General features: G+C 45.3%; 14 protein-coding genes and 1 pseudogene. 9 read left to right on the top strand and 6 right to left on the bottom strand.

The genetic code is table 11. The features are described from left to right. The first annotated feature begins 2 nt into the window (after nucleotides 1-2). The 7 genes and pseudogenes from B5G00_RS02320 to B5G00_RS19740 all read left to right on the top strand — a co-directional run. Complete coding sequence (locus B5G00_RS02320) at nucleotides 3-1,325, top strand: exopolysaccharide biosynthesis polyprenyl glycosylphosphotransferase (RefSeq protein ID WP_087267906.1); 1,323 nt, start codon at nucleotides 3-5, stop codon at nucleotides 1,323-1,325. A gap of 15 nt (nucleotides 1,326-1,340) precedes the next feature. After that, nucleotides 1,341-2,918 (top strand): aldolase catalytic domain-containing protein, encoded by a 1,578-nt coding sequence (locus B5G00_RS02315; protein WP_087267903.1) that lies wholly within the window; start codon nucleotides 1,341-1,343, stop codon nucleotides 2,916-2,918. Next, nucleotides 2,919-3,461: a KdsC family phosphatase gene (locus B5G00_RS02310; protein WP_087267900.1), complete on the top strand. Its 543-nt coding sequence runs from the start codon at nucleotides 2,919-2,921 to the stop codon at nucleotides 3,459-3,461. It abuts the gene before it with no gap. Continuing rightward, on the top strand, nucleotides 3,458-6,148 hold the full coding sequence (locus B5G00_RS02305) for an HAD family hydrolase (RefSeq protein WP_087267898.1): 2,691 nt from the start codon (nucleotides 3,458-3,460) through the stop codon (nucleotides 6,146-6,148). The genes B5G00_RS02310 and B5G00_RS02305 overlap by 4 nt, the downstream gene beginning before the upstream one ends. Beyond that, nucleotides 6,145-7,719 carry a polysialyltransferase family glycosyltransferase gene (locus tag B5G00_RS02300; RefSeq protein WP_087267895.1) on the top strand — a complete coding sequence of 525 codons (1,575 nt, stop codon included), beginning with the start codon at nucleotides 6,145-6,147 and terminating at the stop codon, nucleotides 7,717-7,719. The genes B5G00_RS02305 and B5G00_RS02300 overlap by 4 nt, the downstream gene beginning before the upstream one ends. A 44-nt stretch (nucleotides 7,720-7,763) precedes the next feature. Then, the gene (locus tag B5G00_RS02295; RefSeq protein ID WP_087267892.1) at nucleotides 7,764-8,501 is read left to right on the top strand and encodes a 3-deoxy-manno-octulosonate cytidylyltransferase; all 738 of its coding nucleotides are present in this window, start codon (nucleotides 7,764-7,766) and stop codon (nucleotides 8,499-8,501) included. A gap of 79 nt (nucleotides 8,502-8,580) precedes the next feature. After that, nucleotides 8,581-9,030, top strand: a pseudogene (locus B5G00_RS19740) (phosphoadenosine phosphosulfate reductase); the annotation flags it as partial. A gap of 2 nt (nucleotides 9,031-9,032) precedes the next feature. Here the strand turns inward: B5G00_RS19740 and B5G00_RS02285 are convergent. Then, nucleotides 9,033-9,839: a helix-turn-helix domain-containing protein gene (locus B5G00_RS02285; protein WP_087267889.1), complete on the bottom strand. Its 807-nt coding sequence runs from the start codon at nucleotides 9,837-9,839 to the stop codon at nucleotides 9,033-9,035. A gap of 137 nt (nucleotides 9,840-9,976) precedes the next feature. Here B5G00_RS02285 and B5G00_RS02280 point away from each other — a divergent pair, with 137 nt between their 5' ends. Further along, nucleotides 9,977-12,478: a glycoside hydrolase family 31 protein gene (locus B5G00_RS02280; protein WP_087267887.1), complete on the top strand. Its 2,502-nt coding sequence runs from the start codon at nucleotides 9,977-9,979 to the stop codon at nucleotides 12,476-12,478. An 81-nt stretch (nucleotides 12,479-12,559) separates the two neighbouring features. Here B5G00_RS02280 and B5G00_RS02275 read toward each other — a convergent pair whose 3' ends face one another. Both B5G00_RS02275 and dtd read right to left on the bottom strand, forming a co-directional pair. Then, nucleotides 12,560-13,624 (bottom strand): tyrosine-type recombinase/integrase, encoded by a 1,065-nt coding sequence (locus B5G00_RS02275; RefSeq protein ID WP_087267883.1) that lies wholly within the window; start codon nucleotides 13,622-13,624, stop codon nucleotides 12,560-12,562. A 199-nt stretch (nucleotides 13,625-13,823) separates the two neighbouring features. After that, nucleotides 13,824-14,291 carry a D-aminoacyl-tRNA deacylase gene (gene dtd / locus B5G00_RS02270; protein ID WP_087267880.1) on the bottom strand — a complete coding sequence of 156 codons (468 nt, stop codon included), beginning with the start codon at nucleotides 14,289-14,291 and terminating at the stop codon, nucleotides 13,824-13,826. Nucleotides 14,292-14,530: 239 nt separating this feature from the next. On the opposite strand from dtd, the gene B5G00_RS02265 reads away from it, so the two are divergent. Beyond that, on the top strand, nucleotides 14,531-15,259 hold the full coding sequence (locus B5G00_RS02265) for a tRNA lysidine(34) synthetase (RefSeq protein ID WP_087267876.1): 729 nt from the start codon (nucleotides 14,531-14,533) through the stop codon (nucleotides 15,257-15,259). 72 nt (nucleotides 15,260-15,331) lie between these two features. Here B5G00_RS02265 and B5G00_RS02260 read toward each other — a convergent pair whose 3' ends face one another. From B5G00_RS02260 to lspA, 3 genes are all read right to left on the bottom strand, one after another. After that, the gene (locus tag B5G00_RS02260; RefSeq protein WP_087267874.1) at nucleotides 15,332-15,979 is read right to left on the bottom strand and encodes a cytidylate kinase-like family protein; all 648 of its coding nucleotides are present in this window, start codon (nucleotides 15,977-15,979) and stop codon (nucleotides 15,332-15,334) included. Between the two features lie 105 nt (nucleotides 15,980-16,084). Then, a complete protein-coding gene (locus B5G00_RS02255) occupies nucleotides 16,085-17,008 on the bottom strand; it encodes an RluA family pseudouridine synthase (RefSeq protein ID WP_087268497.1) in 924 nt (307 codons plus the stop codon). Continuing rightward, nucleotides 17,005-17,523, bottom strand: a complete 519-nt coding sequence (gene lspA, locus B5G00_RS02250; RefSeq protein ID WP_087268500.1) for a signal peptidase II — start codon at nucleotides 17,521-17,523, stop codon at nucleotides 17,005-17,007. Before lspA ends, B5G00_RS02255 begins: the two co-directional genes overlap by 4 nt. Nucleotide 17,524: the final 1 nt, after the last annotated feature.

Below are 17,524 nucleotides of genomic sequence, written 5' to 3'. Positions count from 1 at the left end.
AAATGAGAAAAGGACACACTATCTTAAAAGCAGTCAGCTTTATCTCCAGGCTGCTTCTGGTATTTCTCTATTTTTGCGCCGCCGCCCAGGTAATGAAAGAAATCTGGAGAGAACGGTTTCTGGCCATTACACTTCTGTATGTGGCGGTACTGGAGATTTTCCAGGCTCTTATGGAAGCTGGAAACGTAAGCCAGAGAAGGATCCTGGATCTGGTATATGGACAATTTTTCGCAGCCCTCTGCACGAATATCCTTTTCGGCACTCTGTTGTGGACTATTTCCGCCCAGCCTGGGATCAGTCTTTTCTGGGAATTTTCTATTCTTACCCTGCTGGAAGCTTTTACCGGGATTTTATGGGCGGCCTTCTCCTTTACCCTGTATCTGAGAAAACAGACCCGGAACCAGGCTCTCTATGTCTACGGAGATGGAGAAGACTGGCAGAGAACGGTAAAAGAAAACAACAGCAGAAACGGCTATTTCTGTATCAGCAAAGCAGTTTCTTACCGGAAAGGACTGGACTTCATCGAGCATATCCTTCCCGAATACCAGGCTCTTTTTCTGGGAAAGCTTCCCGACAGTGACCGGAACCGGCTCCTGAAGCTGGGAATCTGTACAGACCGGGAATGTTTTGCGGTTCCCGGAATCCCGGACATCTATTTACAGAACTCCCGGATCATCCGTCTTCATGACAAGGTGCTGTTCCGAAGCGGGAGAGGACATCTCACAAAGGAACAGGAACGGGTGAAGCGGGCAGAAGATATTATCTGCGTCCTTCTGCTGTTAATCCCGGCGCTTCCTTTAATGGGACTGATCAGCCTGTGCATTAAAGCAGAAGACGGAGGACCGGTATTCTATCGGCAGGAGAGAGTGACCAGGAATGGAAAATCATTCTTCATGCTAAAATTCCGCAGCATGGTCCCGGAAGCGGAAAAAGAGGGCCCCAGGCTGGCTGCCAGAAATGACGCCAGGGTCACCAGAACGGGGAAGATCCTCAGGAATCTTCATCTGGATGAACTGCCTCAGCTTTTTAACGTACTGGCCGGAGATATGTCCATGGTAGGTCCCAGGCCGGAGAGGAGGGAATTTATTGAAGACTATTCCCGTATCCTTCCTGAATTTAAGGAGCGCCTCCGGGTAAAAGGCGGACTGACAGGATACGCCCAGATTTACGGGAAATACAGTACCGGGCCGGAAGACAAGCTGAAGTATGATCTCATCTACATTTATAATTATTCCCTCCGCCTGGATATCCGACTGCTGTTTCTTACCATCCGCATCTTTTTTCAGAAAGAAAACGCCCAGGGAGTGGAGGAATCAAATTTGTAAAGGAGCGTATGTTCTATGGAAAATATCAGATTACTGGACTGTACCCTCAGGGATGGAGGATACATCAACCAATGGGGGTTTGGAGAAAAGACTATCCGAAGCATTGCATCCCGGCTTACAGAGGCAGGGACCGATATCATAGAAGTGGGATTTTTACGGAACTGTACCTGGGACAAAGACAAAACTCTGTTTCCATCTATAAAGAAATTGAAGAAAATCCTTCCTGCCAATTCAGGCAGCACCAGATTTGCGGCCATGGCGCTCCATAATCAGTACGATGTAGAAAAACTGGAGCCCTGTGACGGAAGTATTGATATCATTCGGGTGACCTTTCATGATTATGATATCGAAGAGGGACTTGTTTTCTGTGAAAAGGTTAAGGAGAAAGGCTATCAGCTTTTTGTGAATCCCATCAATATCATGGGATATTCAGACCGGCAGCTTCTAAAGCTGCTGGAAAAGGTAAACCGGCTTCATCCCTACGGCTTTTCCATTGTGGATACCTTCGGCTCCATGACCGGAAGGGAACTGACCAGGATCTATTCTCTCTGTGAAAACAATCTGGAAAAAGACATTGTCCTTGGCCTCCATCTCCACGAAAATATGGCCCAGTCCTTCTCTCTGGCTCAGTCTTTTCTGAAAATGCGGGAGCAGGCAAGAAGCTGCGTCCTGGACGCCTCTTTAAACGGCATGGGGCGGGTTCCCGGAAATCTTTGTATAGAACTGATCATGGACTATCTGAACAAACATTTCGGGAAGTCCTATGACATAGACCCGGTGCTGGACGCCATTGAAGAATATATCTCTCCTATCAAAAAACAGGAACCCTGGGGATATATGGCAGAATATTTTCTTTCTGCCAAGTACAATCTCCATCGGAATTATGCAGAATATCTCCTTACGAAAGGTGCTCTTTCCTCCCGGGATATGCACCGTATCCTTCAGATGATACCGGAAGAGAAAAAAAGCGCCTTTGACCAGAACTATATAGAATACCTGTACCACCAGTATGAAAACCACACCGTTTCTGATGAAAAGACCCTGGATGCTCTGCGGAAAGCTTTCCGAGATAAAAAAGCACTTCTTCTGGCCCCTGGCCCCGGCCTTAAAGAATACCGGAAGCAGGTGGAAGATTATCAAAGAGCCCATAGGCCTGTTCCTATCTCTGTAAATTTCTTTTACGACCATCAGGAAGAAGGATATGCCTTTTTCAGTAATTCCAAACGGTTTCAGGAATATCGTTCTCTGAGAAAACCAGGGGTTCAGGTAATCCTTACTTCCAACATTACCACAGGTATCCGGCCAGACGACCATGTGATCAATCTCTACCGTCTGTCCCAGGAAGAAACAGAACGGGGAAACAGTGGTATCCTGCTTCTTCGGCTTCTTCTCCTTCTGGGGGTAAGAGAGGGGGCTCTGGCGGGCTTTGACGGCTATATTGAAGGAGAAGAAAACTATCTGGAAGGATACTTCGGCAGGTTTGCCAGCGCCCCTCTGGGTGATAACCGGAAGATTGCCCGGGAACTGAAAAAGCTTGGCGGAAAGATGCGGCTTACTTTTGTAACTCCTTCCGCTTATGAGGAGGAAATGTAGATGAGGGCAGAGTTTATTGACTGGACTAAAATCCGGTATCTGATCCTGGATGTAGACGGTACCATGACTGACGGAGGCGTCTATCTGGACAGCCAGGGCAATGAAACGAAAAAATTTTCCATTAAAGATGGAGCCGGGATCCTTTTGGCCCGGCAGGGAGGCATTCAGCCAGTGATCCTTACCGGCAGGGAAAGCCTCTGTGTAACCCAAAGGGCCCGGGAGCTTCAGATTCCCTATGTCTTCCAAAATGTAAAAAAGAAGAAGGAGTTTCTCCGGGAATTTTTCCGGGAGAGGCAGGTCAGCCGGGAAGAAGCTGCCTATATAGGTGACGACTTAAATGATCTGGGCGCCATGAGCCTTACTGCAGTCACCGCCTGTCCCCGGGATGCTGTAAAAGAAGTCCAGGACTCCTGTACCTGTGTTTTAAACAGCAGAGGCGGAGAAGGGGCTGTAAGAGAGTTTGCGGAGCTGCTCCTGAAGAAAAAAGGGAACCTGGAAGAATGTAAGGAAGCCCTCTGGGGACAGGAGGCGAGAACAGAATGAAAGACTGGTTCTATGAAAAATTTGTAAGAAAAAATCCCAGGGTGCAAAGGGCCTATGAAACCTATGTTCAGGGACACCTGGAAGAACACCAGAGAAGCCGGTTTAAACACTGGCTGATACTCCTTGCCCTGTCCTGGAAATACCGGAGAAGCCAGATAAACAGACTCCATACTCTGACCCTGGCAAAACTGAAAGATAACAAAGCAAAAATCCGGATGGAGTGGATCCCCGGAGCCTGCTGCTACAATCTCTATGTCTCTCAGGACGGCCTTCACTACAGGTTCCAGGAAAAGACACGAAATCATCTTTGTGAAGTAGAAAATCTGAAGCAGGACCAGATGTATTTTTTTAAGTTCAAGGTCTCTATGGACGGCAGCAGGTACAGCGATTTTTCCCAGGTTCTCACCGTATCCACAGTGCAGAACCAAGAACTCTTTTTCATGAAAAAACTGGCCTTAAAAGGAGAAGGGATTTTCTCTGATGCTTCTGGAAAACACTCGAAAAAATCCAGAAAAGCCGGAACTTTGGAGGGCAGCAGGGATTTCCGGGGAAGCTTTCCCCAAGAGGGAATCGCGGAGATTTCCTGGACCCCAGTTTCCGGGGCCCTCCATTATAATCTCTATCGATCAGAAGAGGGCGGGAGCTACCGGTTCCTCATACAGACCAGGGAGACTGGTTATGCGGATAAAGAGCTTAAAAGCGGAACCGCCTATTCTTATCTGCTGAAATATACAAAAAACGGAAAAACCTATCAGGAATTTCCCAGAAGACTGAAACTTACGGCACCAGGTGAAAAGTTCACGAAGAAAAACAGCGGGAGGCTTTTTGAAAAGGGGGCGGAATCCCAGGCTTCCAACCGGGTTTCTGTAATGAACTTTGCCAAAGGCCTGATGCCTTATGATGTAATCTCCTTTGATGTCTTTGATACTCTGCTTTTCCGTCCCTTCTCTAATCCCTCAGATCTGTTCATGCTTGTGGGAGAGAAGCTGGACATTATGAATTTTACAGAAATCCGCATACGGGCAGAAGAAGAGGCCAGGAGGAAAAATCAGCTTCTCCGGGGCAACCGTGAAGTTACCCTCAAAGAAATCTATGAACTGGTGGCCCAGGAGACCGGCATAGATCCAAAGGCAGGAGCGGATCTGGAATTTTCTCTGGAACACGAGCTCTGCTATCCCAACTCTTATATGCAGGAAGTTTTTTATATCCTGGCCGCTCAAGGAAAGACCCTGGTGGCCCTGTCCGATATGTATCTGCCCAGGGAACTCCTTTCTCGTCTCCTTTCCGCCAAAGGCTATGAAGATTTTGACCGTGTTATGGTGTCTTGTGACTATAACTGTTCCAAAGGAAACGGCGGCCTGTATGAGGTGCTAAAAGAACAGTATCCGGGAAAGATGGTCCATATAGGGGACAACCGGCTTTCCGATATAGAAAGGGCAAAGGAAAAAGGACTGGATACCCGATTCTACCAGAATGTAAATGAAGCAGGCAATATTTTCCGGGCCAGGGACATGTCACGGCTGACAGGTTCTGCCTACCGAGGGATCGTCAATGCAAAGCTGCACAGCGGCGCCAGACAGTACAGTCCTTATTATGAAGTAGGATTTGTCTATACGGGAATCTACGTTATGGGATTCTGTCAGTGGATCTTTCGCTATATCCAGGAGCACAAAATCGAAAAAGTATTGTTTCTGGCCCGGGAGGGGGACCTGTATCAGAAGGTCTTTCAGTCCATGTATCCGGAGATTCCCACGGAATATGTCCTCTGGTCCAGGATTGGAGTGGTAAAGACCATTGTAGGAAAAAACCGGCATCCTTACCTTCTTCAGATCATTCACCACAAGGCCAATGCCCTTTACAAGTCAAAAATCGGAACTCTTTTTGAACAGACTGGCATTGGTGTGCTGAAAAAATACCTTTCCGATTACCGGATAAAAGAGGAGGAGTTTCTGACTCCTGAAAATGAAAAGATCGTCCGACAGCTTCTGATAGACCATTGGGAAGAGCTTGAGAACTGTTATGTCCGGGATCAAGAGCGGATCCGGCAGTATCTCACCAGAAAAACCGGCTCCGCCCGGTCTGTAGCTGTAGTAGATGTAGGCTGGTCAGGAAATAATGTCCTACAGGTAAAATATCTTCTGGAACAAGTATATAAGCTGGACTGTCAGGTTCACTGTCTCCTGGCTGCCGCCAGAAATGTAAACGACACTTATATGGCGGCTATGATCCAGAAAGAAGAAGTAAAGACCTATATCTTTTCCAATATGTATAATAAAGGCCTTCATGACGCTCACCAGGAAGAGAATAACCGGCTGAACTCCTTTTTCTTTGAAATCCTCACCCAATCCTGTACTCCTACCTTTCTGGGATTTGATAGGGAGGGACGGTTCCTCTATGACATTCCTGAAGTAGAGAATTATAAGAAAAATCAGGAAATCCATCAGGGGGCTCTGGATTTTGTAAAGGAATATCAGCAGCACTTCCGAAACTTCCCCTATATGCTGGATATTTCCGGCCATGACGCCTATATGCCCTTCCAGTATTTTTCCAGAAATCTCCTCTGGATAAAGAAGTATTTCAGCGGCTATATCTTTGGGCGGGATCTTTTCGCCACCCAGGAAAAGGCAGTTATGGAATCTGTGGAAGAAGTTATGAAAAAAGCCGGAATTTGGGAGGGAAGATCATGATTTTATATCAGGCGCTGTCATCTTATCAGATTTTAGAATGTATCATCCACCGCCAGGTCTTTTACCGGGATAAAAAAGCGGTGCTGCTCCTGGGCAATTATATCACCGAACGGATGCCCTGGTACCAGGAGCTGGAAAGCCGGGGATTTTTTGACCAGATATTTCTTTTCCGTTTTGGAGGGTACAAAGGTACAGAAGAGGAGATCCTCGGCCAGATAGAAAAAGAATACCAGAAGACTATCCCCTATGCTCCGGAAGAATTTGAAAAACTTTTGATCGCAGGAATCCACACTTACCTTCAGGTCTGGCTGATTTCCAAAGAGATTTCTTTTGAGATGTTTGAGGACGGAAGCGGAGCCTTAAGCCGCCCCTGGGTCTTGGCAGATATCCACAAGAAATCTTCTCCTGCCAGATATGGGCTTATAGAGAAATATCATCTCTATGACCATAAAAGTCCCTGGATCACCAGAAAATATTATGATGAAAAAGCACAGCTTCCGGGATTTCAGGACGAAAAAGCACAAGATTTTCAGGTCCTGGAAAACTTTCTGAGGCTGTCCCCGGAAATCCAGGAAAATATCCGCAGGCTTTTTCGTCTGCCCTCCAAAAAAGGAGATTGTGCCCAGGTGCTTCTTCTGACTCAGCAGTTTGCCAATCTGGGCCAGCTAACTTTAGGTGAGCAGAAGGGCATCTACCAGCATGTATTTGACTATTATTTACGGGGGAAGCAGGTGCTCATAAAGCCCCATCCCGATGATATCCTCTATTATCCCAGGCTCTTTCCCCATTGTGAGGTCCTGAAGGAGCCTTTTCCCTCGGAGCTTTTGCCATTTGTTTTTGAAAAGCTTCCGGAAATATTGTCCACAGTCAGCTCCACAGGGGTAAACCAGATCCGCCGGGAATTTTCAGATACCCTGATTTTTAATGGGCTCTATGAACAGACCTTTCACTGGGACGGCTCTTACTATACTGCCCTTGGGCTGGGAGCGTATCTGGGTGCAGAGGGAATCCTGTGCCGGGGAGCCAATAAGGTCCAGCTTGAAAATCTGGCAAAAATCCACTGGCCCGAAAATAAAAAGCTGAAAATCTCCCAAAACCGGGAAGAGCTTACAGGAAAAGTCCTTTGTATACAAGATGATTTTGAAGAATGCCAAGAAAGCAGGAAGGAACCGGAAAACGGCGAGGATATCTGGAAACTGGAGGTTGAACTACTGGGAGTCCTCTATCTGAACTCCCGAAAAAATTACCAGATGTACCAGCCGGGAGAAAAAGAAAAGTTTTTCCAGATGGTACCTGTCTCCATTCGGGAAGGCAGCAGCGCACACACCCTATATTTTTATCCAGCCAGGGAAGAGGTGAGAAAAATGGCAGAGAGATTTATAAGCTCCCAGAGTCAGGAAGATACTTCCGTACCGGTTTCCATAGAAGAGCTTACGGACAGCCAGATACAGATCCGTATGCTGGAAGGTATCCTGGCAGCTACGGAAAAAAGACTGACAGAATATATAAAAACAGAAAAAGAACTGCGAAGAGAGCTGGAGCTGGTAACACAGGGAAAACAGTTCCAATAGGACCGGACATCTTGTTAAACTATGATCCAGAAAGGGGAAATACCATGGAGACAGTAGGAATCATTCCTGCCAGATACGGCTCTTCCAGGCTTCCGGGGAAGCCATTAATGGACATTAATGGAAAACCTATGATCCAGCATGTTTATGAGCGGGCGAGAAAAGCGGAAAATCTGCAGAAAATATGGGTGGCCACAGACAGTATGGAAATTCTCCGGGTCTGTGAAAAACGGCAGATTCCTGTAATCCTCACAAAGGATACCCACCGGTGCGCCGCCCATCGGCTTGGGGAAGCTGCAGAACAGATAAAGGCTGATTTTTATGTACAGATCAACGGGGACGAACCTTTGATATCCTGGGAAAATATTGCTGCGGCAGTACCGGAAAGATTTCCAGACGAGGCAGAGTTCGGCACCAACATCATTATGCCGGTGACCAGTCCCCAAGAGGTTCTGGATTCTTCCAATATCAAAGTCGTCTTTGACAGCAGCTACAAGGCGCTGTATATGTCCAGAACACCTATTCCCTGTCCCTTCGGCACTCTGGACTGCATCTACTACAAACATGTGGGAATCATCGGATACAGCCGGCAGATGCTGGATTTTTATAAAAACTCTTCTCCCGGTCAGCTGGAACGGACAGAGGGCATTGATACCCTCCGGTTTCTGGATTACGGAAAGCCTCTTTATCTGATACCGGTAGCCAAAGGAGAAAGTCTCTCTGTAGATACCTTAAAGGACCTGGAAGAGGTGCGGAAAAGGTCGAAAAACCGGGAACTCAGTTGAATTTTCTCCCGTTATGTGCTAAATTATCCTTCATAGGAATTGGGAAATTATGGAAATTTAGCACAGGGGGAATACATAAATGGTACGTGAATATCTGGAACAGAATGTGTATGAAGCTCTGATGGACCGTTTTAAACTTCTCTTTGAAGAATTTGACAACATCTATGTTTCCTTTTCCGGAGGAAAGGACAGCGGTCTGCTTTTAAATCTGGTACTGGACTATCGGAATAAATACTATCCCGAAAAATCCATTGGCGTTTTTCATCAGGACTTTGAAGCCCAGTATACAGTGACTACAGAGTATATCGAAAGAACCTTTGAAAAGATCAAAGATCAGGTAGAACCTTATTGGGTCTGCCTTCCCATGGCTACCCGGACGGCTCTCAGCAGTTATGAAATGTTCTGGTATCCCTGGGATGACAAAAAGCAGGAGCTCTGGGTGCGGGAAATGCCCAAACATGATTATGTGATCAATCTGGAAAACAACCCTATCCGGACCTACCGCTATAAAATGCACCAGGAAGATCTCGACTATAACTGTTTTCTGAATTGGGTAGGGGACACTCCTGTAATGCTTTTAAAAACCCGATTAAAGTGCGTGATATTCGAAAATCCTGTTTCCCTGCTGATCTGGGTGATACTTTGGTTAGTCTCCATGAGCTTCCGCTGAGCATTCATGATCCGGGTCACGTTCAGGTACTGGACAATAGTGGTGTTCGTATGCTTTTTAAATTCCCTGCAGAGATAATAGGGGCTGAGATAAAAAGTCCGGGAAAGCTGTTCCAGACTGATCTCTTTATCAAAATTCGTGTGGATAAAATGGAGCACTTCTCCGATCCTGTCCAGTTTTTTTACCCGTTCCGGCTTTTCCAGCTTCCTGGCAATCTGCAGGAGAAGTCCGTTTAGCTGGGTTGCCATATATTCATCAGAAAAAACCTCTGGCTTTTGCTGTTCCTCCAGAATATTTCCCAGTATTCTGTGTATGAAGGTTTCTTCCTGCCTGTCTGGTCTGTAAACACCTACTCCCGCTTCAACAGTTTTTCTCAGTTCTTCGGACAGAACCTCTCCACTTTGAAAATACAGCACCAGTCTTTTAAAGGGCATATTTTGATCTCCAAAGGAGCGATGCATGATATATGGTGCAAAAATCATAAACTGGCCTGGATACATCTCATACATTTCATCCTGGACCATATGAAATCGCCGTCCGCTTTCCAGATAATAAAGTTCAAAATATTCGTGATAGTGGGACTTGGCCATATTATCATTCACTCCCTGTATCCGTTCACAGGCAATCTTTTTCCCCTGGGCCATCATAATCCCTGCCTGGTCGATCATCTTTTTCCTCCCATATAAAGCAAGAAATGTAAAAAAGAGAAAGAAAATACGCAATTTTTGTATAGTTTCCTGGGTGTTAATTCAATATTATATTATCATAAAACCAGTTTTAAAGCAAAAAGAAGGAGGAAAACTCTATGAAAGTGTGTTTGAAGGCAGCTTCCGTAACACAGCAGGATTCTTATTTTACGGTACAGACCGACAGTGTACCTATCCGTATCTGGTTTGTTACTGACCAGATACTGCGTATCCGGGCAGGGTTTGACGGTGATTTTTCAGAAGAATCCTATAGTCTGGTTACTACCGCCTGGGAAGACCGTATGGATGATTTTATGAAAGGATACAGAAAGCGTATCACTGCGGCTCAGGCTGTTTTGACTGAAGAGGAAAATCAGGCAGTGCTCCAGGGGAAAGAGCTGAAAGTTATCGTGGAAAAAGAACCTTTCCGTATCTGTGTTTATGATAAGGAAGGCACTCAGCTTCACGCAGATATTGTAGATCTGGCCTATATGGAGGACAGCAATCACCGGAGGATACATACCTGCGAGATCAGCCCTGAAGATTGTTTCTATGGCTTTGGCGAGAAGAGCGGGGAATTTAACAAGGCACAGAAATTCATGGGGATGAGTCCCAAGGACGCCATGGGCTATAATCCCAAAGAGACAGACTCACTGTATAAGCATATTCCATTTTACATCAAGCTGAACCGGAATACCCAAAAGGCCGTAGGCTATTTCTATCACAACACCTATGAATGTGACTTTGATATGGGAAGGGAAAAGAGCAATTACTGGAAGATGCACAGCCGTTACCGGACAGACGGAGGAGATATCGATCTGTTCCTGATCACCGGTCCTTCCATACGGCAGGTTGTTGAAAGGTACACAGACCTTACAGGAAAATCTGCAATGCTCCCAAAATCTGCCCTGGGATATCTGGGCTCTTCCATGTATTATCCGGAGTTAGAAGCAGACTGTGATGATGCCATTACAGAATTTATCGATACAACTAAGGAAGAAGGAATTCCTGTAGACGGATTCCAGCTTTCCTCAGGATACTGTGCCGTTGACACGGAAGAAGGGATCAAGCGCTGCACATTTACCTGGAATAAAAAGCGTTTTAAAGACCCCAAGGACTTTTTTGCCCAGATGAAGAAAAGAGGGGTATGTGTATCCCCCAATGTGAAACCGGGAATGCTTCTGGTCCATCCGAAACTGGAAGAGATGAAAGAAAAAGATATGTTCATCAAGGCCAGTGAAAGCGATGAGCCGGGAATCGGAACCTGGTGGGGCGGCAAAGGCATGTTCGTAGATTTTACAAAGGCTTCCACAAGAGAAAACTGGAAAGCTCTTTTGAAAGAAAATGTTCTGGAATACGGCACCAGCTCTGTATGGAATGATAACTGCGAGTATGACAGCCTCATTGATAAGGACTGCCGCTGCAGCTTTGAAGGAAAGGGCGGCACTATCGGCCAGCTGAAATCTGTAATGTCCAATATCATGTGTCATATTACCGGGGAAGCAATCCATGAGACTTTTGGAAATACACGGCCTTACATTGTATGCCGTTCCGGACACTGCGGCATCCAGCGCTATGCCCAGACCTGGGCAGGGGACAACCTTACCTGCTGGGACTCTCTGAAATATAATATAGCCACTATTCTGGGTATGAGCTTAAGCGGTGTAGCCAACCAGGGCTGCGACATCGGCGGATTCTATGGTCCGGCGCCAGAGGCAGAACTTCTGGTAAGGTGGATCCAGAACGGAATCTTTCAGCCCAGATTTTCTATTCACTCAACTAATACAGACAATACAGTCACAGAACCCTGGATGTACAGTGACTGTACGGACTATATCCGTGAGGCCATCCGTTTTCGATATTGTCTCTTCCCCTATCTCTATTCCCTTATGGAGAGGGCCCATGAGACAGGTCTTCCTATTATGGAGCCAATGTGCAGCGCCTTCCAGAATGACCCGGCCTGCTATGAGGAAGGAGTAGACTTTATGCTGGGAGACTCTCTTCTGGTAGCCAACGTGGTAGAAAAAGGCGCCAAAACCAGAAAAGTCTATTTCCCTAAAGAAAACCGTTTCTTTGATTTCTACACAAGAATGCCTTACGAAGGCGGAGAGACCGCAGAACTGGATGTGGACCTTAGCAGTATTCCTCTGTTTGTCAGAAGCGGAGCCATTATCCCTATGGCTCTGAATCAAATGGATAATTTCGCTACTCAGAGGGTTACAGGCCTTTCCATCCTCTGTGAGGCAGGACGTGACGGAGCCTTTACTTTATATGAAGACGACGGCGTTACTATGGAATATGAAAAGGGCGCATTCCTGAAGACTTTTATTACCATGAAAGCAGGAGAGCAGACCACCCTTTCCTTCCGCAACGAAGGGGCTTATCAGACTGCTGTAGAGGATATGCAGATTGATATGATTCACAGAGAAAAATCTCCTTACTGGGTAACCGTAAACGGAAAAGAAGTTCCTCATTTCCTTCACAGGCAAAAATTCGAAGGAGCTGATTTTGGCTGGTATTACAGCCAGAGACTGAAATCTGTTCAGATCAAATACCCCAATCCCAAAAAGGATTATGAGGTAGTAGTTTCCTTTGAACAGTTTGACCTGATCGGAATGTAAACTCCTTCCATAAAGGGCATAGGGCCTGCAGGAACCGCCATATTTCTGATATGAGCCGGTCCGGCAGGCCCTAATTGACTTCTAGTTGGTTTTTTCTCTCAGTACCACTGCCTTGGAAGCAGAGCGCCTTCTGGCGTCGCTTAATTTGGCATAGTGTTTTTTCGTTGTATTTACGTCTGCATGGCCCAAAACATCGGCTACCAGATAAATATCCCCGGTCTCTCTGTAAAGAGCCGTTCCGTAGGTGCTGCGGAGCTTGTGAGGGGTGATAGTCTTAGCAGAGACTGCAGAAGCATATTTCTTTACCATTTTTTCTACAGCATCTACACTGATCCTTTTTCTCTGTCCGGAGAGGAAGAGAGCATCCTCATGGCCGGAGAGGGGAGTAATGGCATTTCTGGAAATCTCCAGATAGTCTTTCAGCGCCTTTTCAACCTCTTCCCCGAAATAGACGATCATTTCATTTCCTCCCTTTCGGAGTATCCGTATTCCATTATTTTTAAAATCAATGTCAGAAATGTTCAGACCTACCAGTTCAGAAACACGAACACCCGTTCCCAGCAGGAGAGTGACAATGGCAATGTCCCGATACTTTTGTTTATTATAGTGATAAAGTTTCACCCCTGTAAGCTGATTTCCATAATTTTCTATATAATCCAGAAGACTGGCCACCTCATCAGGGTCCAGCTGGATAATGGCTTTTTCCTTAATTTTAGGCATGTCTACAAGTCGGACCGGGTTAGACCGTATTAACTGCCTTTTGCACAGATAATCGTAAAAGCTTCGCAGACAAGACATTTTTCTGGCAATCCCGGTGCGGGAATTGGTTTCCAGCTTGTTGTCAGGAGCCTTATAGGCCTTAAGGTATTCCTGAAATTCTTCAAAATCCACAGGCTGAAGACTGGAAAGATCCTGGATGGAAATATCAGCCATAGGTTTGGACATTAAAGCCGGATTTGTTTCCTGAAGAAACCGGAAGAAAACACGCAGGTCATAAGCATAGGACAAACGGGTTTTGTCTGAAGTGGTCGGTTCCTTGGCCCGGAAATAATCCTTGACATAAGGAGGAAGTTCCTGAAGAAATTCCCGAAGTTTTACTGTATTTTCAATTTTTTCCTGTTCCCGATAGGTCATTGGCTTTGCCATAAAATCCCTCCAAAAATCCTTGTTTTGAGAGTAGTTTATCACAGATTCCGGAAAAAAGCCATACTTTTTCGGATAAATCTGTATTTGTCCGCTAAACTAATCTTTAAATACAAATGGCCTTTTCCAGTCCTCCTTCTCTTGTTCCGGCAAGTCCAGACTGGAAAAAACCATATTTTTCATAAGTCAAATTATTGTAAAGCTATATACGGTCCTTTTTATGCTTAAAGGTATTCTCATCAAGTATAATTGTAAATGGACCCTCGTTTACAAGAGACACGCTCATTTTTGCTCCGAAAACGCCGGTCTGGACCACTGGCACAGTCTCCTGTATCTTTTTGATCATATATTCATAGAGTTCCTGGGCCATCTGAGGCTCCCCTGCCTCTACAAAACTAGGTCGATTTCCTTTTCTGCAGTTGGCGTACAGCGTAAACTGTGAAACCAGCAGAACCTCCCCCTTTACATCCGCCAGGGAAAGGTTTGTCTTCCCATCGCTGTCTTCAAATATCCTGAGGTTTACCATCTTTTTAATGTATTGATCTGCGATTTCCCGGGTATCCTCCTGGCCGATGCCTGCAAGAACCAGAAATCCTTTTCCGATCTTTCCCACACATGTTCCATCTACTTCCACAGAAGCGCTGCTGACTTTCTGGATCACCAGTTTCATTTTTTATCCCCTTTTCTTCGTCGTATTTTCCAGGGCCGGTCCAGTCACGACTTATCTCCTCGGGAGAAATTCATGCCGCTTTCCCTGATATCTCCATAGTATACCACAAAGCAACGAACCAAGGGAATATTTATATTTATTTGGCCACCGCCGGCAATAAAATGATTTCTTTTTTTCAGCATCTGTGGTATGATGCTTAAGGCTTCACAAAACCTGCATCTGAAAGGAACTGAAATTTTATGAAATTACAGAAATTATTAAGCCTTACCAGAAAGGCTGTTGATGAATTTAATCTGATTGATTCCGGCGATAAAATCGCTGTAGGGGTTTCCGGAGGCAAAGACAGTCTTACCATGCTCTATGCCCTTCACGGACTGATGCGCTTCTACCCCAATCCTTTTACCATAGAGGTGATCACTGTGGACCTGGGGCATCCAGGTTTTCAGGCAGATAAAATCGAAAATCTCTGCCGGGAGCTGAATGTACCCTTTCATCTGGTAAAGACAGAGATTGCACCTATCATTTTTCAGGAGAGAAAAGAAAGCAATCCCTGCTCTCTATGCGCAAAAATGAGAAAAGGAGCTCTCAATGCCAAAGCCAAAGAACTGGGCTGCAACAAAGTAGCCTATGCTCACCACAAGGACGATGTAGTAGAGACTATGCTGCTCTCTCTCATCTATGAGGGCAGGTTTCATACTTTTTCACCTAAAACCTATCTGGACCGGATGGACCTTACAGTTATCCGTCCTCTCCTCTTTGTAGACGAAGCAGATGTAATCGGCTTTAAAAACAAATATGGCATTGAAATCGAAAAAAGCCCCTGTCCCGTAGATGGCTATACGAAAAGACAGTATGCCAAGGAGCTTCTCCATGATATTTCAAAAGAGAATCCCGGAACCAAGGAACGGATGTTTACTGCGATCCTTAACAGTAATATTAACGGATGGCATTCCCTGGGAAATGGCTGAGCCCCTATTTTTTATAGAAGACAAAAACTGTGCCCCGGAAGAATCCTCTTCCGGGGCCTTTGAATATCGTGACTAATTTTTACTTTCCTGAATTTTTTGCTTATCTTTCACTTCAATAGCCTTCAGGATCATCTCTACGCAGCCTTCGATTCCCAGGATACCGCTGTCCAGACAAAGGTGATAGCTGTCTGCATCTCCCCATTTTTTACTGGTGTAGTAATTATAGTAGCTGCCTCTCTGTTTGTCGGTTTTCTGTATCCGGTCTTTAGCTGTAGCCGCTGAGAGCTCGTACTTTCTGGAAATCCTGTCAATCCTCTTATCCAGATCTGCATGGATATACACACTGATCGCATTGGGATTATCCGCCAGAGCATAGTCTGCACATCTTCCTACCATAACGCAGGATTCCTCACTGGCAATTTTCTTAATAGCATCAAACTGGGCTAAAAACACCTTATGATTAATAGGCATATCTGTAAAAGCCGCCGAGGAATAACCAAAGGAATAGGTATCCATAACCAGTGAATACAGAAAACTGTTGGTGGGTTTTTCATCATGGTGTTCAAATAATTCCTGGCATATTCCGCTGTCCTTGGCCGCACGATCCAGCAGCTCCTTATCGTAGCATTTGACACCCATTTTTTCAGCCAGCCGAAGCCCTATTTCCCGTCCGCCGCTGCCATACTGGCGGGCAATTGTAACTATTGTATTTGCTGCCATACCATACACTCCTCTCCTAATGCTTTTTCTATATTATAATCCATTTTGAGTAAAATGTATAGATAATTTAAAAATTTTACATAGTAAATCTAACAGTTTCAAATTTTAAAGAGTTCCCCTTAATTTTACTAATAATTTTTCAAAATATTCCGGTAAAGGAGCAGTAAATTCCATATATTCTGATGTAGTAGGATGCACAAAACCTAAGACCATAGCATGAAGCGTCTGCCCCTGTAGAAAGGGGAAGGGACATTTTTTTGGTCCATAGAGCTGGTCTCCTAAGAGAGGATGGCCGATGCTGGAAAGATGTACCCGGATCTGATGAGTCCGCCCAGTTTCCAGCTGACATTCAATATAAGTATAACTGCCGAACCGCTCAAGAACCTTAAAGTGAGTCACCGCCTCCTTGCCTCCCCGGACATGAACAGCCATTTTCTTCCGTTCCACCGGATGACGCCCAATGGCTCCTTCTACAGTTCCATTGTCTTTTTTGATATTTCCATGGACAATCGCTCTGTATTTTCGGGTAATGCTGTGAACCCTCAGCTGCTCTGCCAGGCTCTGATGTGCCGTGTCAGTCTTGCAGACTACTAAAGCCCCTGTAGTATCCATATCGATTCTGTGGACAATTCCAGGCCTGAGCACGCCGTTAATCCCTGAAAGATTATCTTTGCAGTGGTACATCAGGGCATTTACAAGGGTCCCGCTGTAGTGACCGGCACTGGGATGTACGACCATCCCTTTTGGTTTATTTACCACCAGAAGCTGCTGATCTTCATAGAGAATATCCAGTGGAATATTCTCCGGTTCAATATCCGGTTCCTGATTCTCCGGAAGAAAAACCACGATTTCATCATCTTCTGTTACTTTCTGGCTGGCTTTTGCCGGCTTTCCATTAACCGTAATATTCCCTTCTTTGAATTGTTTTTGTAAAAAAGAGCGGGAGTAATCCTCCATTACTTCCGCCAGAAATTTATCGACTCTTTCCCCTGTCCAGGAAAGGTCTGCCTGTAAACAAAGCCTTTTCATTTTTCTCTCTTCCATTTTAAAAACTGAAAATCCTCATCTTTATAGTAAAAAAATACAAGAATCAGGAGCAGGATCATACTGGTGGTCACATAAATATCTGCCACGTTGAATACTGGAAAATCAATCAGTGAAAAATAAATAAAATCCACCACATAATTCAGACGAACCCGGTCAATAAGGTTCCCAATACCACCTGCAGTAATCATACCGCACAGAATCTTTAGTGGGATATATTTTTTTTCTCCAGGAATCTTCCATAGCACATAGCAGACACAGAGTAGGATAATCGTTGTCAGCAGCAGGAGAAAAATTCTCTGGTCCTGGAATATTCCAAAAGCTGCACCCGTATTTTCCAGATAATGAAGACATAAAACTCCGGAAATCAGCTGGATATCTGCCTGGTCCTTTAGATTTGCAACGGCCAAAGCCTTAGTCCACTGATCAAAAGCCACTAATATCCCTGTGGAAATAAGGAAAATCCCAAAGTCCAGCAGTCGTTTTTTTCCTGTATTCATG

Origin of the sequence: Blautia sp. An46 (genome assembly GCF_002161645.1) — a bacterium.
In the GTDB taxonomy this organism is placed as follows: Bacteria; Bacillota; Clostridia; order Lachnospirales; family Lachnospiraceae; genus Blautia; species Blautia ornithocaccae.
This window is presented reverse-complemented; position numbering and strand designations above follow the sequence as displayed.